Annotated in this window: 13 protein-coding genes, 1 tRNA gene and 2 pseudogenes; 6 read left to right on the top strand and 10 right to left on the bottom strand. The window is 35.7% G+C overall.

The features are described 5' to 3' along the window. Window positions 1-87: 87 nt before the first annotated feature. Complete coding sequence (gene ppdK / locus ACFINA_RS02150) at window positions 88-2,754, top strand: pyruvate, phosphate dikinase (RefSeq protein ID WP_375614988.1); 2,667 nt, start codon at window positions 88-90, stop codon at window positions 2,752-2,754. Window positions 2,755-3,470: 716 nt separating this feature from the next. After that, window positions 3,471-3,596, top strand: a complete 126-nt coding sequence (locus ACFINA_RS02145; protein WP_375614987.1) for a hypothetical protein — start codon at window positions 3,471-3,473, stop codon at window positions 3,594-3,596. A gap of 892 nt (window positions 3,597-4,488) precedes the next feature. Here ACFINA_RS02145 and ACFINA_RS02140 read toward each other — a convergent pair. Beyond that, window positions 4,489-5,322 carry a peptidoglycan-binding domain-containing protein gene (locus ACFINA_RS02140; protein ID WP_375606388.1) on the bottom strand — a complete coding sequence of 278 codons (834 nt, stop codon included), beginning with the start codon at window positions 5,320-5,322 and terminating at the stop codon, window positions 4,489-4,491. A 1,056-nt stretch (window positions 5,323-6,378) separates the two neighbouring features. Here ACFINA_RS02140 and ACFINA_RS02135 point away from each other — a divergent pair. Continuing rightward, window positions 6,379-6,754, top strand: a pseudogene (locus tag ACFINA_RS02135) (DUF5330 domain-containing protein). Between the two features lie 108 nt (window positions 6,755-6,862). Further along, window positions 6,863-7,273 (top strand): SufE family protein, encoded by a 411-nt coding sequence (locus ACFINA_RS02130; RefSeq protein WP_375606387.1) that lies wholly within the window; start codon window positions 6,863-6,865, stop codon window positions 7,271-7,273. A gap of 98 nt (window positions 7,274-7,371) precedes the next feature. Here the strand turns inward: ACFINA_RS02130 and ACFINA_RS02125 are convergent, their stop codons facing one another. Beyond that, complete coding sequence (locus tag ACFINA_RS02125) at window positions 7,372-7,809, bottom strand: MucR family transcriptional regulator (protein ID WP_012754848.1); 438 nt, start codon at window positions 7,807-7,809, stop codon at window positions 7,372-7,374. 853 nt (window positions 7,810-8,662) lie between these two features. Here ACFINA_RS02125 and ACFINA_RS02120 point away from each other — a divergent pair. Continuing rightward, on the top strand, window positions 8,663-10,756 hold the full coding sequence (locus ACFINA_RS02120) for a S9 family peptidase (protein ID WP_375614986.1): 2,094 nt from the start codon (window positions 8,663-8,665) through the stop codon (window positions 10,754-10,756). Between the two features lie 82 nt (window positions 10,757-10,838). Here ACFINA_RS02120 and ACFINA_RS02115 read toward each other — a convergent pair whose 3' ends face one another. Continuing rightward, on the bottom strand, window positions 10,839-11,441 hold the full coding sequence (locus ACFINA_RS02115; RefSeq protein ID WP_375606385.1) for a superoxide dismutase: 603 nt from the start codon (window positions 11,439-11,441) through the stop codon (window positions 10,839-10,841). An 874-nt stretch (window positions 11,442-12,315) separates the two neighbouring features. Between ACFINA_RS02115 and ACFINA_RS02110 the strand changes: the two genes are divergently transcribed. After that, window positions 12,316-12,390, top strand: a tRNA-Gln gene (locus ACFINA_RS02110). A gap of 224 nt (window positions 12,391-12,614) precedes the next feature. On the opposite strand, the gene ACFINA_RS02105 is transcribed toward ACFINA_RS02110, so the two are convergent. The 7 genes and pseudogenes from ACFINA_RS02105 to ACFINA_RS02070 all read right to left on the bottom strand — a co-directional run bounded on the left by ACFINA_RS02105 (window position 12,615) and on the right by ACFINA_RS02070 (window position 19,020). Further along, complete coding sequence (locus ACFINA_RS02105; protein ID WP_375606384.1) at window positions 12,615-12,845, bottom strand: toxin-activating lysine-acyltransferase; 231 nt, start codon at window positions 12,843-12,845, stop codon at window positions 12,615-12,617. Between the two features lie 16 nt (window positions 12,846-12,861). Beyond that, window positions 12,862-13,092, bottom strand: coding sequence for a toxin-activating lysine-acyltransferase (locus ACFINA_RS02100; protein ID WP_375606383.1), 231 nt, complete (start codon window positions 13,090-13,092; stop codon window positions 12,862-12,864). Further along, window positions 13,092-13,400 carry a hypothetical protein gene (locus ACFINA_RS02095; RefSeq protein ID WP_375614985.1) on the bottom strand — a complete coding sequence of 103 codons (309 nt, stop codon included), beginning with the start codon at window positions 13,398-13,400 and terminating at the stop codon, window positions 13,092-13,094. The genes ACFINA_RS02100 and ACFINA_RS02095 overlap by 1 nt, the downstream gene beginning before the upstream one ends. Further along, complete coding sequence (locus tag ACFINA_RS02090; RefSeq protein ID WP_375614984.1) at window positions 13,342-13,854, bottom strand: HlyD family efflux transporter periplasmic adaptor subunit; 513 nt, start codon at window positions 13,852-13,854, stop codon at window positions 13,342-13,344. The genes ACFINA_RS02095 and ACFINA_RS02090 overlap by 59 nt, the downstream gene beginning before the upstream one ends. Before the next feature lie 356 nt (window positions 13,855-14,210). Then, window positions 14,211-16,378: pseudogene (locus ACFINA_RS02080) on the bottom strand (autotransporter outer membrane beta-barrel domain-containing protein); the annotation flags it as partial. Window positions 16,379-16,620: 242 nt separating this feature from the next. After that, entirely contained in the window at window positions 16,621-17,841 is a 1,221-nt protein-coding gene (locus ACFINA_RS02075) for a hypothetical protein (RefSeq protein WP_375614982.1), read from the bottom strand. A gap of 393 nt (window positions 17,842-18,234) precedes the next feature. Continuing rightward, window positions 18,235-19,020 (bottom strand): DUF1499 domain-containing protein, encoded by a 786-nt coding sequence (locus tag ACFINA_RS02070; protein ID WP_375614981.1) that lies wholly within the window; start codon window positions 19,018-19,020, stop codon window positions 18,235-18,237. Window positions 19,021-19,438 lie beyond the last annotated feature (418 nt).

Below are 19,438 nucleotides of genomic sequence, written 5' to 3'. Positions count from 1 at the left end.
GATCTTTTTTATTTCGCCGATTTTGAATCATTTAAGTTAAGCCTAGGTTGAATGGTGTTTTGATGCTGATATGGGAGGATTTGTACAATGAAAAAATGGGTTTATAGTTTTGGAGATGGAAACGCAGAAGGAAGTGCAAGCGAGCGTAATCTTCTCGGAGGTAAAGGGGCTAATTTAGCAGAAATGAGTAGTCTTGGTTTGCCCGTACCGCCAGGATTTACTCTGACAACAGAAGTCTGTAATTTTTATTACGCACATGACAAATCATACCCAGAAGAGCTACAGGAATCTGTTAAGCAAGCATTAAGACGCGTTGGTGAACAAACAGGACGTGAATTTGGTAATGAGCAAAGACCACTTTTGCTTTCTGTTCGTTCAGGGGCTAGGGCTTCTATGCCAGGAATGATGGATACAGTGCTTAACCTTGGCATGAATGATAAGACTGTAAAAGCTATTGCTTTACAAGCTAATAATGAACGGTTTGCTTATGATAGTTATCGGCGTTTTATCCAAATGTATTCTAACGTTGTTTTGGGGGTAGACCATTCTTATTTTGAAGAGATTCTTGATGAGGTAAAAGAACGCAATGGTTACACTATTGATACAGAAATGACAGCAGATGATTGGAAACATGTTATTGCTTCTTATAAAGCATATATTGAAGAAAAATTAGGAATTCCTTTTCCACAAGATCCTGAACAGCAATTATGGGGGGCAATTGGAGCCGTTTTTTCAAGTTGGATGACAGCACGCGCAGTCACTTATCGTCGTTTACATAGCATTCCTGAAAGTTGGGGAACGGCAGTTAATGTGCAAGCTATGGTTTTCGGCAACATGGGTGAAGATTCGGCAACAGGTGTTGCTTTTACACGCAATCCATCGACAGGAAAAAAAGAACTTTACGGTGAATTTTTAGTTAATGCGCAAGGAGAAGATGTTGTGGCGGGTATTCGAACGCCTCAAAATATTACAGAAAATGCGCGTATTGTTGCTGGTTCAAATAAGCCGTCTTTAGAAAAAATTATGCCTGAGGCTTTTTTGAAGTTATGTCAGATCGCGCAGAAGCTTGAGCAGCATTATCGGGATATGCAAGATCTCGAATTTACCATTGAAAAAGGTAAATTATGGATGCTGCAGACTCGTTCGGGAAAACGTACGGCTCGTGCAGCTCTCAAGATGGCAATTGAAATGGTTGAGGAGGGGTTAATAAGCCGTGAAGAAGCGGTAATGCGTATTGATGCAAAGTCACTTGACCAACTTTTACATCCAACACTTGATCCCAAAGCAGAGCGTTTTGTTATAGGACGTGGTTTACCTGCTTCTCCTGGAGCAGCAACCGGTGAAATTGTTTTTACTTCGGAAGAGGCAGAAACTGTGTCAGCAGAAGGGCGAAAAGTTATTTTGGTCCGTGTGGAAACAAGCCCAGAAGATATTCATGGTATGCATGCTGCAGAAGGAATTTTAACAACGCGTGGCGGCATGACAAGTCACGCTGCTGTTGTTGCGCGGGGAATGGGAAAACCATGTATTTCTGGTGCTGGTAGTGTGCGGATTGATTATAATACAAATACGCTATTTGCTTCAGGAGAAAGCTTTAAAAAAGGCGATGTTATCACGATTGATGGTGGAAGTGGGGAAGTTTTCAAAGGGAAAGTTGCAATGTTGCAGCCTAAGCTTTGCGGAGACTTTGCAAAATTAATGGAGTGGGCTGATGGGATGCGACGTATAAGAGTTCGCGCCAATGCTGAGACACCATCTGATGCCCGTATGGGGCGTTCTTTCGGGGCTGAAGGTATTGGTCTTTGCCGTACGGAGCATATGTTTTTTTCTGGAGAACGTATTGTTGCCATGCGTGAAATGATTTTAAGTCATGATGAAAATGGTCGTCGTAAAGCACTAGATAAGCTTTTGCCAATGCAGCGTTCAGATTTTAGTGAATTATTTGAAATTATGTGTGGTTTACCTGTTACCATTCGTTTGTTAGATCCGCCACTCCATGAATTTTTGCCTAAAACGAAAGCAGAAATTCTTGATGTTGCAACAGCTATGGGGGTTTCTGCTGAAGTACTTGCTGAACGTGCTCAGCAGTTACACGAATTTAATCCTATGCTTGGATTACGAGGATGCCGTTTAGCTATTACTTATCCTGAAATTGCAGAAATGCAAGCGCGGGCGATTTTTGAAGCAGCAGCAGAATCTGCCCAAAAATCTGGATCTCCTGTTATGCTTGAAATTATGGTGCCATTGGTTGCTCTTAAATCTGAACTCGATTTTGTAAAAGCGCGTATTGATCAGGTTGCTAAGGAAGTGATGAAAGAAAAGGGAGGTACTATTCAATATATAGTTGGGACGATGATTGAACTTCCAAGGGCAGCGCTTCGAGCAGATGAAATTGCTGAAACTGCTGAATTTTTTTCATTTGGAACAAACGATTTGACACAAACTACTTTTGGGATTTCCCGTGATGATGCTGCTCCTTTTTTGGCAACCTATTTTCAAAAAGGTCTTTTAGAGCAAGATCCTTTCGTATCTATTGACCGTGATGGAGTAGGGGAACTTATTACCATTGCTGCACAGCGTGGACGCTCAAAGCGTGCAAAAATAAAATTGGGAATTTGCGGTGAACATGGAGGCGATCCTGCCTCTATTGCTTTATGTGAAGAAAATAACCTAGATTATGTTTCGTGTTCTCCTTTTCGAGTACCAATTGCTCGTTTAGCAGCAGCTCAGGCCGCAATAGCAAAAAGGATGTAATGGGTTAATATTTTTTGTTGTATAGTTATTACAGAAATAAATTTTTATATATTTTTTATTTTCTTTAATAAAGGGAATAAAAATGCTTCTAAAATGCACGATAAGTTATGTTACGCGAGAAAGTGTTTTTTTAGAGGTTTATGAGAGAAAATATAAAGCAGGATAGACAAAAGATGTATTATTAATCACTTTCTATTGGCGAACCTCTTGATAGAGAGAAACGTGTTATTGTGCAGTCAATTTATGCATTTGCTTTTTTATAGGGGAATGAGCTCCTCACGCAAGATAGAATGCTGCAAACAAATGCATTTTTTTGCATATCATGCTGTTTGAGATAGACATTTCTCAGTAGATGCCCCATTTCACATTGACATTCGTGGAATGGGGATTATGTAAAACTCTCCGTAAGTTTATGAAAATCTTCCCAAAATTTATAAACTCCATTATGCACTACCGTCTTTACACTTATGAAGGAATATCAAATTTACACAATCTGTTGATTTATAATGATAATTTTTTATTTCTTATATTGAATGAAAGCTGTAAATATCATAAAATCCTCTCATTTCGACTTTTTTTATAATGAATCAATCAAAACCATGTTTTTTGTGTGTTATAGGCGGGATGAGTGTCTGTGGATAAAAAAATAAAGTAAGGATATGCCTTTTATGAATCATCTCAAATGTCAAGAGCTGTCACAAATTGAAGGTAGGTAAATGTGTAATGGTGCCGGCTTGCTTCTTGACAAAAAGCGTAAAGATGATGCGCGGCGCTGGGGCTGCTATTATTATTCACGGGCGTTGTTGCGAAGTGGTCTTGGGTGCTTTAGAGATGTTTTTTAAGAAAGCCCGTGAATGGCAATCCAAGTATATTCCGTTTGGGACATTTTATTTTAGGTGAGGGGGAGTGAGGCCAAAAAGACATGTGATAAATAAAAGCATGAGGCAATAGGTAATCTCCATTAAAGATATTACTTTAGATGTTATTGAAAGGTGTAAAGCTGAATTAAAAGGAAATGGCAAAGATGAAAACTGGTTTTTACCTTAAATTTTCATATTCTTTCCAAATTAGGCTGTTTTCCTGTTTTAAGGAGATTATACAAACAGAGATGCGCAATATTCTTGCCTCCATTTGGCATACAAAAGCTATGACAGCTGAGAGAAGTACTAAACTGTCTTAATATTTGTTTCAAACATACTGCTGCGTTAGGTTTGGATGTTGATTTATAGGCAATACTAAACGCACACGCTCTCTTAGGAAAACAATGTCATAAAACACATAATTTTCCAGCAATAGATTGGAGAGAAGTGCTGGTTTTTTATCAGACACTTTGCGAAACAACAATCATAACACAACTAGCCTTACGTCTACTTATCTTTACAGATGTTTGCACAAATTCTTTGCATCATATTTATAAAGATCAAATTGACGATAATATATGGACAATTCGTGGCTCGATGATATGAAAGGTTTACGTGATACTACAAAAATTTCGTGTTCTTTTATCATCAGAGGCAATAAAAATGGTAGAACGAGCACGTTTGCTATTTTGCAATATTTCTTTTTTCTGCAATCGGTTGTGTTTTTTTTGCAGCAAATTGTACGGCTCAATATGTAATGTGTAAGAAAACCATTCTGATTGATTGAATATAAGAGGGCTTGAGATGAAGGAATGTTTGAGGGGAATATTAAATAAACGAAAGATGAATTATCATTATAAATTAAGAGATTACTTCAATTTAATAAACCAACTTCACGCATTTTCATTAAAATTGTGTGATTAATTTTACCTGTTACAGGAAGATCAAATATTTTTTGAAACTGTTTTAAGGCTTCTATCGTCTTTTGATCTTCTATTCCTGTGACAATAACCTCCTCATTCCCAAAAATATGTAAAGCTTTTTGCACTTGTATAATATCTTCAACAGAAGGCTCTAAAATAGCTTCTTTTAAGTGTGTCATATTTTTTGTATTGTTTGTTTCTATTTCGCTTTGCTTAATTAATATCGCGATTTCATCTGTTGCGGGATTAGATAGAACATTCTTTTGCATTCTCTGAGCAGTTTGCTGTTTCCATAAAGTGATGGCTCGGCGTGTTTTAGGTCCTTCCAGTCCATCTAATGGTCCATCATAAAGGCCTAATTTTGTTAGTTCTTTTTGCTTTTCCAGCATGCTTGCTGATTGAGAGGGTAAAGGTGAATTTGTGTGGTTCTGACTTTGAGAATGTACAGAAGTTACACGGGAGAGTTCTTGTGATTTTTCTTCTTTTTCCGATAAAATAGAGCTCTTACCTATACTTTGAACAGAGGAAAATTTCATTTGAGTTAAAATATTTTGATGCGTTGTCATTTGCAAAAATAAAGCATTAAATGAAATAAATAAAAAACTAATGCTAAAAAGAAGAGATCCAACAAAAAATAAAGTATTTTTTCTTGTATAGAAATAAAGAGTTTTTACACTCCAAAAAATAAAATGAAAAATTATAAGAAGAAGCGTTATAACAATACTACTATAGTATTTACGGTGTTTTACATTTTTTTTTCGGTATGTCTTTCGTTTTGTTGCCATTACTTTTATTTTCAGTTGCGTTTATTTTTTACAAAGAAACAAATATAAATTAGGAAACGAATATGAATCAGTTCTTATTTTCAGACAGCGAAAAGTGCATTGACATTATTGATTTTCCTTTCAAACTCCTAGAACGAGCGGCTTCATTATATCAATTTATAAGTTGATAAATCAACAAGAGTTCTTATCAACTTTTATTCATTTCATTTTATTTTATATAAATCTTTAATGTGTATAAAGAGAGCACCAAATGATTAGCATTCAAGATCATTTTGGTGTTTGCAAACTGCATTATCACATATAATTATCTAAACAATAATGCCACGTTATTCTTCATTTTGGGGCATATGTTTGGCTATTATTTAAACTAAAATTGAAAATATTTGCCTATAACACTAAAAAGATGACAATCATTATCTATTCTTTATAATTTACATATAGATGGTTACTTATCCATAAACGGTTTGGTAAGAATAATTATCTATCAATATTATTATATTTTTGTATAAATTCCTTCTATTAAATAATTTTCATAAGTATCAATTAAATTGATGTTTACAATGTTATAGAAAAAAACTGGTTTGAGATGTAATCATAAGAGATGCAGTTATTTTTTTGATGTTTTTATCGACATGTTGACTATTTTTATAACATTCCAGTAAAAATTTTATAGATAATATAAATATTTTATCGACACTAGAATCAGAATAACAGAGTTTACTCTTGTTAGCCTTTTCAACTAAGCTAAGATGGTGGATTATTATTTAAAATAATTATGTACACAACATGATTATCTCTCTCATTTTTTATCATAGTATGTTTATTAACATGACCAGCTTGTAAGTGTATAATTTTGATGTTAATTTTTTACTGAATAGACAATGTATCCCATTTTATACAGCGGAATTGTGCCATATTTATAAAAAAGCCAATGATATAGATCCAATACATGAATACTCAATTTTATAAAAAGTACATTTTATAAATTGTTTATAAAGCAACGGTGGATAAAATGCTTCTTTTATTGTATTTACCACTGCGGTACATTGATTATCCATGATACGTTTTTTAATCAAATTATCATTTTTTTTATTTTTTATTTTTGTCATTGTTTCATTTTTTGTAGCAGATCCAAGCAGTAATCATTCTTCTATCCCCCAAAATAATGAGACAACAACGAGCGATGTGATTGTTGCTTTTAAGGAAGCCTTAAATGACTTAGGCGCATTTTGTGACCGTAATATAAAAACCTGCAAAGTAGGAAAATCCTTTTTAAGTTCACTTGGCGAGCGCGCATATTACGGTGCAAGAGCTGCTTATGAATATTTAGGGAACATATTAGGAAACAAAAATAATATCAGAGACTTTCCCTAATGTTTCTTACAAAATCGAAATACAAGAGTTCTTACAAAACCATGCAATGTTATCTTGAAATAAGGATTTTTAACGTTCTTTGTGTTATTTATGTTAGGAAGAATAAATATTTATTTTTTATAAGTGTATTCAAGAATGATTATTCAAACGAAACAGGACTAAAATAATGGCGGACACAATCGGTAATATTATAGATAACTTTTCGCTTTTGGATAATTGGGAAGATCGTTATCGTTATGTCATCGAGCTTGGCTATGAATTGCCACCTTTTCCGGAAAGCGCTCGAAACGATGCTCACAAAGTTCCTGGTTGTGTTAGCCAAGTGTGGCTTTTATCTTCACGTAATAACTCAGAAGATCCAATATTGACGTTTCAAGGTGATTCCGATGCTCATATTGTGCGTGGACTCATTTATATACTTCTTGCTTTTTATTCAGGCAAAAAAGCTTCTGAAATTCGCAATTCTGATGCTCAAGAGCTCTTTGAAAAACTTGGTTTAAATGAAAATCTTACACCACAACGATCAAATGGTCTGAAATCAATGATTAAACGGATTCGTAACGAAAGCTATATGTAATACCTTTGGTAGAAATTGCTATATATACAAAAGCTTCACACAAAACATGTATACTAAAATAAACTTTATACATGAAACCATTTTTTCGCAAAATAAGATTATTTAGTTTTTTTCCGTTTGCTTTTGCGTCCAAGCCCCATTTCTTTGGCCAAAGCCGATCGTGTTTTTGCATAATTAGGCGCTACCATAGGATAAGAACTATCTAACTGCCATTTTTCACGATATTCCTCTGGCAACATTCCATAATGTGTCATGAGATGACGCTTTAGAGATTTAAACTTCTTTCCATCTTCAAGGCAAATGAGATAATCAGGAAATACTGAACGCTTCGGATTAACGGCAGGCCTTTGTTTTTCAACTTCGACTTCTGTTAACTCTAGATTCCCTGCTTTACGAAAAGCAGCATGGACATCAGCAATTAAACTTGGCACTTCAGTCGGTCGAATAGAATTATTACTCACGTAGGCAGCAACAATATCAGCAACCAATGTAATAACTAAATTGCTTTCAGTCTCTAAGACTGCACGATGTTCCATTCTTGTTTCCTTTAATTTAAAATTGAGTAATTCAAAATCGAGATATAGTGCATATACTCATGATATAAAGATCTCATGCACATGAGTTTCATATTGTACAAAAATCTTTTTTGTCAATTCAATTATTCTATAAAATTGCCAAAACACAAAAAAATCAAATAAATACCCATTTTTTGTCATAATATACAATAAGAAAAACGAAATTATTACATGATAAAATATATTTTTACCCTATAACATATCATACATAATATATAATACATCACAAATATAAAAAAATATATGATAAAATTTATTTATTTTTTTGAGAACGTAAAAATAAAATTACTAATTATAAAAATATAATATATAAATTATTATATTTTGTTTTGAATACTTATAGTTTAGTAAGTTTATGTTTAATAAGTTTTAAATTTATTTTTATTATTTATATTTATAAAATTTAATAATAAAAACATACTATATTATAAATATGACATAATAGTATTGTTTATAATATAAAACTATTCGTTAAAAGGAGATGGAACATTTTTATTTTTTATACAGTAATAATAATATTTTAGATATATTTATTCCTTTCTGTAAAATTATGCGATTATACTGTTTCAAAAAAAATCAATTCTTTTTCTAATAGTTTAATTGTTTTACCCGTCACTTTCATTATAAAAGTGGTATTATATCCCTAGAAAACAATAGCTGTGATATGTAATGAACAGAAAGGTATTAGTTTTAAAAATTATCATGGTGCTATTTTTGCAAGTGAATAGAACTTATAGATTTTTACACTTTCATCAATCATTGTGATTCTAACATATAAACGAAGCTATTAACATATTTTAATATAGGATTGTGTATGACTCGCACTTTTGCAATTCCTCCCAAAGCATCTAGAATCACTCATAAGGAAATATATCATGGTATTTTTCGTGATGATCCCTATCATTGGCTACGTGCGTCTAACTGGCAAGATGTTTTTAAAGATCCTAACTGTCTTGACCCCAATATTCGACAGCATCTTGAAAAAGAAAATGCTTATCAATCAGCTCAAATGGCTGATACAAAACCATTACGAGATTTGCTTTTTACAGAAATGAAAAACAGGATCCAAGAGAATGATAGTTCTGTTCCTATAAAACATGGTCCTTTTGCTTACGGATTCTCTTATGTTACCGGAGGCCAACAGCCACATTATTTTCGGACACCAAGGAATGGCGGAGAAAAAAACGTGTACCTTAATGGTGATGTCTTGGCAGAAGGCAAAGAATATTTTAAATTTGGTTCAGTTCAAGAATCTCCTGACCATACACATGTGGTATGGACCTATGATGACAAAGGATCAGAATTCTATACAGCTAAAATTCGTAATTTTGAGACATTGTCTGACTGTACGGACACAATTACTGATACATCTGGTCAAATTGTATGGGATGCTAGGTCTGAAGGTTTTTTCTATACTAAGATGGATAAAAACCACCGACCTTCAGAGCTCTATTATCACCAATTAAACACAGATCAATCACAAGATAAGCTTATTTTTCGTGAAGACAATCCAGGTTTTTTCTTAGATGTAAGCGGTTCTAAGCTTAATGATGTTATTTATATTAATATTCATGATCATGAAACATCCGAGATCTGGCTAATTCCTGCTGAGGCGCCTTTTACTGTTCCCCAATGTGTACGGAAACGACAACAAGGTATTGAATATTCACTTACAGAGGGTGGTGATGTCTTTTATATTCTAACCAATTTAGATAATGCAAAAGATTTCAAAATTATGGTAGCGCCATATACATCTCCACAATCAGAAAATTGGTCTGAGTTTGTCCCACATCAGCTTGGGTGCCTAATATTATCCCATGATGCTTATCAAGATTTTCTTGTCTGGATCGAACGTTTTGAGGGGCTTCCACGTATAAAAGTAATGGAACGTACCACTAAACAAGTTAATTCCATCGCTTTTACTGAAGAGGCTTATTCTTTAGGTCTGCAAGGAGTTGCAGAATATAACAGTCCAACTATTCGTTTTTCCTATTCGTCTATGACAACACCTGATCAAGTGTTTGATTATGAGATGAAAAGTCGTAAACGAATGCTTTTAAAAACGCAAATAATTCCCTCTGGGCATAATAAAGATGCATATGTAACACGACGGATTATAGCAATAGCAGACGATGGTGAGAAGATTCCTATTTCACTTTTTTACCACAAAAACACTCCCCTTGATGGTGGTGCGCCTTGTCTGCTTTACGGTTATGGTGCTTATGGGATTTCTATTCCTGCCAGTTTCAATAGTAATGTACTTTCTCTAGTAAACAGAGGTTTTATTTACGCTATTGCTCATATTCGCGGAGGAAAAGAAAAGGGAGTAGAGTGGTATGAGAAAGGAAAACATCTCTTTAAGCACAATACATTTACAGATTTTATTGCTTGTGGGCGTTACCTTGTAAACAATAAATTCACTTCTCACGACCGGCTGATTGCCCATGGTGGTTCAGCAGGGGGGATGTTGATGGGAGCCATTGCCAATATAGCTCCCCAGGATTTTGCTGGGATCGTCGCGAATGTGCCTTTTGTTGATGTCTTAGCGACAATGTTAGATGCTTCATTGCCACTCACACCTCCAGAATGGGGCGAATGGGGGAACCCTCTTGAATCAGAAGAAGATTATAAGCTTATTGCTTCCTATTCTCCTTACGATAATGTCAAAGCTCAAAACTATCCCCCTATACTTGTGATGGCAGGATTAACAGATCCTCGTGTAACTTACTGGGAGCCTGCAAAATGGGTGGCAAAATTACGAGACCTAAAAACAGACGATAATGCAGTTTTATTACGTATTAATATGGATTCAGGGCACGCTGGTGCAGCTGGACGTTTTTCAAAGCTAGAAGAAGTTGCCTATATCTATGCATATATTCTAAAGATAGCAGGAAAAGACTTTTGCTAATCCATAATACTTCTGTATGAAAGTCTCCGATAATTTATTGGATTATAGAGACTTTCATACACTAAAAAGTTATCTAGATAGTTTAAAATTCACATTCTTCATAAAGTTCTAAAACATAGTCCCAATTAATTAAATGGTCTACAAAGGATTCGAGGTACTTCGGTCGAGCATTGCGATAATCAATGTAATAGGAATGTTCCCACACATCGACACCCAAAATAGGGCGAGCATTGTGCACTAAGGGATTTTCACCATTAGGGGTTTTCATAATTTCAAGCTTGCCATCTTTAACAGCAACCCACGTCCATCCAGAACCAAATTGGGCACTAGCAGCAGCAATAAAATCAGCGCGGAATTTGTCATAACCACCTAGATCAGCGTCAATAGCTTTTGCTAACTTTTCAGGAAGTTTTTGGCCACCACCATTTTTTTTCATCCAAAGCCAAAAGTGGTTATGATTGTAATACTGCGCTGCATTATTAAACAAACCAATATTTTTTCCAAAACTTTTTTTAACAATATCTTCAAGGCTTTCATTTTCTAAGCCTAACTCTTTCACAAAATTATTGGTGTTGGTAAGATAAGCAAGGTGATGCTTATCATGATGATATTCAAGCGTTTCGCGTGACATATAAGGCGAAAGGGCATCGTAATCATAAGGCAACGGGGGCAATTCAAAAGCCATTTAAAAATCTCCTCGATTCTAATTGTTAAGCTTATTTCATAAGCCTAATTTGCCATTTACCGAATTTAAAAGCAAATGTTGAATACCTAGTTTGTATGAAATAGTTTTAATGTCTCTCTTTTTGTAAAAGAAGCTTTTAGGAAATGTATATTCATCAATCAAAAAGGGTATTGGTCTACATAAAGATTGCTTCTGAAGATTTTTTACATCTATGAGCGGGTAATGAATATCATTATCTTTTGAATAAAAAGTAAATGGAAATAGCTATTATTCCTTGTTTTTGTATATCTATTTTTTCAAATACCATATAAAATGTTTTTAATTTTTGCAAAACTTTTCCAGTTTATTGGTGTATCATAATGTTTTCAACAGAATATTAAGTGTTATTTTTTAGGAAATATTTTTCAATGTGCTTGATTTTATTTTATGGTGCTACCCATGAATAATATAATGTAAAAATTAGTGGACATTACCATCTTTATGCTTAATGCAAGAGCACAGCAGCACTATCATACACTTACCGGTTGCCAATGTGGTGACAGCTTTTTTCTTAAATTGAGCAAGATGAGATTTTAATATATCAAGAAAATTAAATCATATGCAAATTTATTAGATACATGAGTAAACTGAAAGATTTTCATGTTCTGTTCCTAAGACATCAATACAAAGAGCGAAATAATTGGTGGATAAATGGTTGCTACTTATGTTAAAATCACAATTGTATATCGTTTCTGCTACGAATTTGTATCGATGGCAATGCCATACAAGACTCAGAAATTTTATGATAAAAAAGTAAGGTCTTTGATTTTCAGATATTGCGTCCAATCACAGGAATCGCTATAAGGTGCAGGAGTCGCTATAAAGCGTGTTTTTTTGGGGTATAGCCAAGCGGTAAGGCACCGGTTTTTGGTACCGGCATTCCCTGGTTCGAATCCAGGTACCCCAGCCAATTTTAGTGAAATGAATCAATCATAAACTTGAGAAATCATAGACTTGAGAGTGGATTAAACCTCTTATATTATCTTTAGCCATTCATATCGGGTTGGTCAGAGGGGAAATACGCGTCTGTAGCGGAGTGGCTCTTACTATAACTATAGTCAAAATAGTTATTTTAGGGATTTTTCTTTATAAGAGTGGGGCTTAAATGGTTTGTGCGCACTTGCTTTAGAAAAACTATTTGGCTGGATTTTGAGCTCTATAGCAACACCAGCGTGCAATTTTTCGTATTCCACCATCTTCATTACGTCGTACAGCATAACAATAACGCTGATCAGGAAATATATTTCGTTGCATATCACGTACAATATGAGCAGTATGGCCATAAGGTGCTACACAATCAATAAACCATACGTATTTTCCATTTTGCCAATTGGCATCGGGTAAAAATTCTCCCTTTTCAAGCATAGATTGATGATTTTTCTCATCTAAAAAAGCCCAAGTGATAAAGGCGCATGATAAAGGCGCAAAATTCTCCACGTTCATTTTTATAGAGCTTGTATTGCCCAGTCTGTAAAGCTGGACCTAAGTTTCGGTCTATATCCCAAATTCGCCAGCGGCGGTATAAGGGAGATGTAAGCATTAAAACAACCATGGCACCCAAAGCCGTAAGAGGATCTATGAGTGATGGTGATGGATTTTCATTTACAGACATTATCTTTCCTTTAGGGACTGTTCTAAAATTTTGGTGATAGGTTCAAAGAAATAAGAAATGAGACGCCGTTTTGAGGTAATGACATCCGTTGTTACAGTCATGCCAGGGATAAATTTAAATTGTTTGTTATTCAAAGTGATATGATCTTGGTCAATTTTGATTAAAACAGCGTAGACACCATTAATTTCTTTATTATAGCGTGCTGTAGCGCCTACATTAACGACTGAGCCGTGGATAACACCGAAACGTTCAGGCGGAAAGGCAGAAAACTTGATGTAAGCACGTTGGCCCTTTTCTAAAAAAACCAATATCTCGATTATCAAAAAATGCTTCAATAATGAGACCGCCCGCACCAGGGACAATGCGCATGAGAGTTTTACCAGCCTCTACAAAGCCACCCAAAGTATGGGTACTTAAATCATCGATACGTCCATCAACAGGTGCATAAAGTGATAAGTGGTCAAGATGGTATTGAGTGCTATCAAGCTTTGCTTTTAATCCTTGAAGATTCAGTTCTGTTTCACGCGAAAGTTGCCGATAGCGGGCGATTTCATCGGAAATGAGACTTTTCCGTTGTTGGCGGAGGGTATTTATTTCGGCGGCATTTTCTTCCAAATGTCTTTGATTGGTTAAAATTTCATGCTCGACATTTTTAAAGTCATGTAAACGCTCTAAGTAAACGGCTTGGCTAATGACTTTTGTTTCCATCAGGCTTTTTGCAGCTTTTAATTTTCCTTGGCTTAATTGACGATCATCTTCCAACCTATCTAATTGCGCATGTTGTGTTGCACCGCTGCGCTCGACGCGGTCCGCTTGTGCTTTTAGCGCTCTTAATTTATCTTGGAGAGATTGAAGGGTAGCGCTAATGAGTTTTTCACCTTCTATTCTTGCAGTCGTATTGCCAGAAGGAGGAGCTGGCAGATAGGCAAGCGCTTTGGTTACAAAACTTTATCCAAAGGATTGCTTTCAGCAAGAAGTGTCGTAGGTATGTTATAAAGAAAAGAATAACCGGTATTCCAAGGTAGGTTTGTGCAAATCAAAAAGGCAACACAGTATGGAGTTGTGCAGCCTTTTTATGCAAGCAAATGGGAAAATAATGCTCACTTTACAGCCTTTTCTTAGAACTGATAACGTATTCCACCAGAAAAGCTCGCTCCTGTTATACCCGTTTTTTGCAGCTTTTGTTGGTAACTAACATCACCATGAAGTGCGATATTGTGGGAGAGTTGTGCATTGATGCCCAAACCGCCTTCAATAGTAGTTCCGGCAGGATCAAGGTCAAATTCCCTACCAATCTGTATTTTCCCATCATCACTAAAGGTTTTAAGAAAGTTCACTTTTCCATAAAAAGAAAAGGGATGATCGCTTTCGGCAGAAACAGTTTTAGTTAAACGTCCGCCAATCCGAACCAACTATTGGGAAGGATTTTTCATATCAATTTCTAGATTATCAGCATCTTTCATGGTGTCAAACGACAATTGTTGATAAACAATTTGTGCTTATGGCTCAAACTCTATCCCTGCCATTCCTGTAGCAAATTCTTTTCCAATGGTAGCCGAAGCGCTCAAGGTTTTTGCACCCTTCAAGTTTGCGGCATTCTCGATGTCAGCCGTAGTGATATTTCCATCGATCATGCTATAGGAAGCTAGGACATCGACATATAAGCCATTGTTGTGTTGTATGCTGCCATAAGCTGTAACCGCCCATTTATTGAGTGTGCTTTTGTCTGCACCCTCCATATCCTTAGGTGTGAAAGAGAGTTGCCCATAGGTTCCCATAAGTCCAAAATGCATGGTGATTTTTGGCTTTCCATTGCAGCTAATGCACCACCTGCTTGTACGGCAGCATAGCGAATATCAGCGCCATAGCCATATTTGAAGGGACCACGCTCAGAGGTTAAGGTAGCAGTGCTACCATAGGGTGAAAAGAAGAAAGAATAATTTTTTGTTGTACGGATATCAGCTAACAATTTGCTTTGCTTAGTAATATCGGTAAAACCAGCGTAGAAGAGAGCGTTAGGCATCACGATATAGCTTGCCACTTGCGGTACGACAGCTTCCACATGTGGACCAGGGACAGAGCCACCGGAACCGCCGCCGCTGCCAGAACCGCCATTGCTACCACCGGAGTTAAGAAATGCTTTATGCAAGCGGAAATCCCAGAAGTTTTCATTTTTTTCATCAAAGAGGTTTTGCTCAATATTGGCTGTGCCATGGCTTGATTCTGGTCCATAAGCAGTTAGTGTGTATTTATAAGGCAAACCATCTCTTGTGATATAACCATTGGCTAATTTGAAGGAGTCTTCCATCGCTTTTTCAGAGACTTGGATAAGGGAAATACCGCCTGCATTCGAGGGAGATACAGCGTTTTCTACACTGTTTTTACTCCCTACATCACTCTTGATATAAACTGTTGTTGTACCTGATGCATCGCCATGAATGAGAACTCGATCGGTTTTTTGATCATCTACTGCAACCCCATCGCTCCATGCCATGTTAAAGTGAATTTCTGCGTTTCCAGAAGCGTTATAGACTTCTGGAGTATCTTTTTTACCAGAACCGATATGTAATGTGTGGTAATGGTTTTCTATTGGTTTTTCAAAAACAATTTTGCTGTCATTGAGATTGAGTACAGAAACATCAGAACGTGATCTTTGAGTGATATCAAGAAGATTTCCGCCATGGTCTTTTTCTTGTGTGCTTGTTTTTAGGAACCATGTTGTGCCATTTTTTAGATCGAAAGTTGTTCTACCATTTTTGTCATTGTTTACTCTGCCTTGTAAAGTCGTGTCATCGGCAACCAGTGAGAACGCTCCATCGGGTTGTGTTTCATTCATTGTGTTTGTAAGTAACGTATCAGAAAGGATTTTTGAGGTTTTGAAATTAACTTTTCCTGTTGATTGCTGTACACTGATCCCAACACCATTTTCAACTTGTAGTGTTGTATGCATCAAATTGATCTGTGAGATTTTATCTTTTTGAGATTTATCGAACCTTATGCCATTGTTTTCTGCTTTTGCAGTAATCTTTGTTCCGTTAATCTGCTCGCCATCCTTTATGACAAATGCGGCTCCTCCTGCTTTTACATTTCCTTCTATCATTGCAATTTTAGAGTTTATTCCGTCTGCATAGAGCCCATCACCATAAGATATTACTGTAACATTGACGTCTAAAGTAATGGTACTATCATTTTGAGCTTTTTTGCTAATTATTTCAGTATCAAAGGTTCCTCCCGATATTGTTATTTCAGAATGATTATCTGCATTTATACCATTTCTTGTGTTTTTAACAGTTACGTTTTTTAAAGTAACTTTACTTTCAGAAGTATTTACTCCTATTCCCGTCACGGTTTCGTAGTTATGGCTTTTTATTATTAGATTTTCCAATTTGTTTTCGTTACTTTTGCTGTTGTTAAAAGAAGCACCAGTTCCTATTGTGGTAATGACTCCTTCATTTAACTTGATTATAGCACCATCATTTGCTTCGATCCCGATTAAAACATCTTCAATCGTTGTATTTTGCAAATTGATCATACTATTTTGGGAATTAGCACTTGCGCCAATCCGTTGCCATCTGTTTTAAGGAGAGCATTTGTGACAGTAATACGTCCCCACGTTGCTGCTACCATAGTAGCTTCTTTCCCGGTTATTTTGATAGGACTATCTTTTGATCCGGTTACTTTGATTTCACCACTACCTTCTGTTACAAGTCCAAATGCAACATCTTTAATCTCTGTATTTCCATTCAATTCAATCATGCTGTTTTGGTCTATAGCTTTTGCGCCCATTCCGTTGCCATCTGTTTTGATAAGAACATCCGTGACAATGATATGCCCAGAGCGTACTGCATTCAATCCGATTTCTTTTGCGGTGATTTTGATGGGCGTATCTTTTGATCCATATACCCTGATTTCGCCTCTGCCTGTTTCGTTACTGCCTGTTGCTTCGAGCCCGATAGAAGCATCTTTAATCTCTGTATTTCCAGACACAGTAATTGTGCTATAAAGGGCATTTACACGGGTTCCGCTGCCACCCGCTTTTATAATAACATCTCTGAGCGTGATTCGCGTATTGTTTTGTGCTACTATTGCAATTCCTTTTCCAGTGACTTCTCCTCCTATCATCTGGACCCATGATTCTGGATCTTCTACAAAGAATCCATATTTATTAGAGGTTATTTTAACATCGTCTGTTAGAGTAATAGAGCCACCACCATTAGCACTCACTTGTCCATTAAAGGATCCCCCTGATACAGTTACGTTAGCATTTTTTCTTACCTCTAAAGCTTTGCTAGCTGAAGAAGTTACATTTTCTAGCATGTTTTCGTTACCATAATCAGGTCTGCTGTTGAAAAAAGAGACAGCAAATGCTTGAGCTGTAATGGACCCTCCAGTCATTTTAATTGCAGCATCATTTTTTGCTTCAAGTCCGCGGAAAATATCAAAATCAGTTCCTTTAATGGTTGTGTTCCATAACTCAATATAACTACCTTTCTTTTCAGCGGATACAGCAAATTTCATTGTGGGATTAGTGGAGTTATTTGTGTCTTTATTTCCGATGATTGCTAAATTAGTGCCATAGATTTTGCCGCTATCTAATGCTTGAAGGTTTTCATAGGTTGCTCCTGTTGTAGCCGTTTTCTTTTCTCCTTTACCAGCTTTAAACTTTTCAGCAGCTTGTAGGTTGTGAGGGGTGCAAAACAGCAAAATTGCTGCAGCAGTTGTGCAGGATAAAAGGGATTTTTTAGACATTTCTATTTTCCTAACTTAATAAGCTCCGCATGTTTTCCCCGCTTAGAAGTAAGAAAAATAAACAATTAAAATTTTTTACAATACTTACCTATTAGTTAATTTGTTGTTTTTTATCAAATATTATAAATTTACTTTTTAATAAAATAAATCATTTTTATTGTTTAATAAATAGTATATTAATAATTAATATATATTAATACTTAAAATCTTTTAAAGAAAAACATCAAATGAGATACAAAACAATATTTTTGTTATGAAATAACTTAGGATTGAAATATTTTCGTTTAAAAGCTTTGTCTTGAAAGAGTAAAAGCACTTTCAGTAATAAGTAATAATAGTGGAAACAAATGACAGGTTGGTAGGGATTTTTCTGTTGGAAGTAAGTACAAGTTTCTACTCATCATCTTGAGAAAGAGGAAGTGAGGCGATTTCTGTATCAAGCGCATCCATAAAATCGATAATAAAAGCAGCATTGGTTCCCAAATCTCTTGGCAAATAACGAGAAGCAGAACGCATATCAACAAAAGTTGTATCCCCTTCATTCGTTAAACGAATAACAATATCTGAAATAAAGCCAAGGTAAAAAGTTTTGGCCATTGTTTCAATATAAAGCGCATCTTCTTCACCTTTAAACTTTTTTTGAGCTACAACAGGCCAATCATAGGCTTCTAAAACATTGAGAACAGATTCGCGAATACGGTCAGGTGATCCATCATAACGGCGCCCTGACATTTCTGGCCATTGTGAGATCTGTAATGTTGCTTGTTCAGTCAAAACACTTTTGAGCGGTAAAGCATCGCTGGGACGTATTGTGCGAAAAAAAGCCGGCGGGTTTTGTGTATCGGTAGAAATATCATAAAGAGCCGGTAAGGTAAACCAAAGTCCCAAAAAGAGCATCAATGGTGTCGCAGTTATTAATGAATAAATGATCCCTTTTAAAGCTTTCATTCCCCCTAGAGCACCATAGACCCACAAACTATGAAGTGCTTTAATAGCCAGAAAAAGAGAAATAATTATACAGCCAGTAGAGATACCTATCAAGATTATGAAGTCGCTTACGTTAAGTACGGAAAAACGTTGTAAAATGACCGAAAATAATAAAATAAAGAAGGCTAAACCACCAAATCGAGGGGACCATACTGCTGCTCTTGAAACGAACCGAACATATCTCTTCTTCATGAAGTTTTTCCCCTCAATTGTAAACTATAAGCGAAGTTTTTTCAGAGTGCTATCTTACAAAAAGCTTCTGCTCATAAACCAAAAATAAAGCACTTATTTTTGAGGTCAAGGATGCGTAATGTCTTATAAGTTTCCAGCGGTTATTTTAGCACTTCATTGAAAGTGATCAGTATTTCTTCTATAGTTTATCATGTTGTTGATGCGAACTTTATGGGAATTTTTGTAAATAAAAAGAAGTAAACTCAAATAACAAGTTCTACGGTTGTTAGCAGCATATATTTTTAGAACTTTACTCTTGATTTTTCTCTTCTAATGGCGGGGAGTTTTTTCTGTCAGATAATGCGTCTCAAATAGGATATGATTATGTGCAATAGAGATTTCATTCTACCTCAATAAAAAATTGAGGGATCTACAATCA

The organism is Bartonella sp. AC10YNML (assembly GCF_042196825.1).
In the GTDB taxonomy this organism is placed as follows: Bacteria; Pseudomonadota; Alphaproteobacteria; order Rhizobiales; family Rhizobiaceae; genus Bartonella.
The sequence above is the reverse complement of the archived record's forward strand: the minus strand, read 5'-3'. Positions and strand labels throughout refer to the sequence as shown.

Coding starts and splice junctions, on each gene's coding strand:
- ACFINA_RS02105 (WP_375606384.1), bottom strand. CDS start 12,845: ATGCTTGAAAAGGGAGAATTTTTACCCGATGCCAATTGGCAAAATGGA.
- ACFINA_RS02100 (WP_375606383.1), bottom strand. CDS start 13,092: ATGTCTGTAAATGAAAATCCATCACCATCACTCATAGATCCTCTTACG.
- ACFINA_RS02120 (WP_375614986.1), top strand. CDS start 8,663: ATGACTCGCACTTTTGCAATTCCTCCCAAAGCATCTAGAATCACTCAT.
- ACFINA_RS02125 (WP_012754848.1), bottom strand. CDS start 7,809: ATGGAACATCGTGCAGTCTTAGAGACTGAAAGCAATTTAGTTATTACA.
- ACFINA_RS02130 (WP_375606387.1), top strand. CDS start 6,863: ATGGCGGACACAATCGGTAATATTATAGATAACTTTTCGCTTTTGGAT.
- ppdK (WP_375614988.1), top strand. CDS start 88: ATGAAAAAATGGGTTTATAGTTTTGGAGATGGAAACGCAGAAGGAAGT.
- ACFINA_RS02115 (WP_375606385.1), bottom strand. CDS start 11,441: ATGGCTTTTGAATTGCCCCCGTTGCCTTATGATTACGATGCCCTTTCG.
- ACFINA_RS02140 (WP_375606388.1), bottom strand. CDS start 5,322: ATGGCAACAAAACGAAAGACATACCGAAAAAAAAATGTAAAACACCGT.
- ACFINA_RS02075 (WP_375614982.1), bottom strand. CDS start 17,841: ATGTCTAAAAAATCCCTTTTATCCTGCACAACTGCTGCAGCAATTTTG.
- ACFINA_RS02145 (WP_375614987.1), top strand. CDS start 3,471: ATGTGTAATGGTGCCGGCTTGCTTCTTGACAAAAAGCGTAAAGATGAT.
- ACFINA_RS02070 (WP_375614981.1), bottom strand. CDS start 19,020: ATGAAGAAGAGATATGTTCGGTTCGTTTCAAGAGCAGCAGTATGGTCC.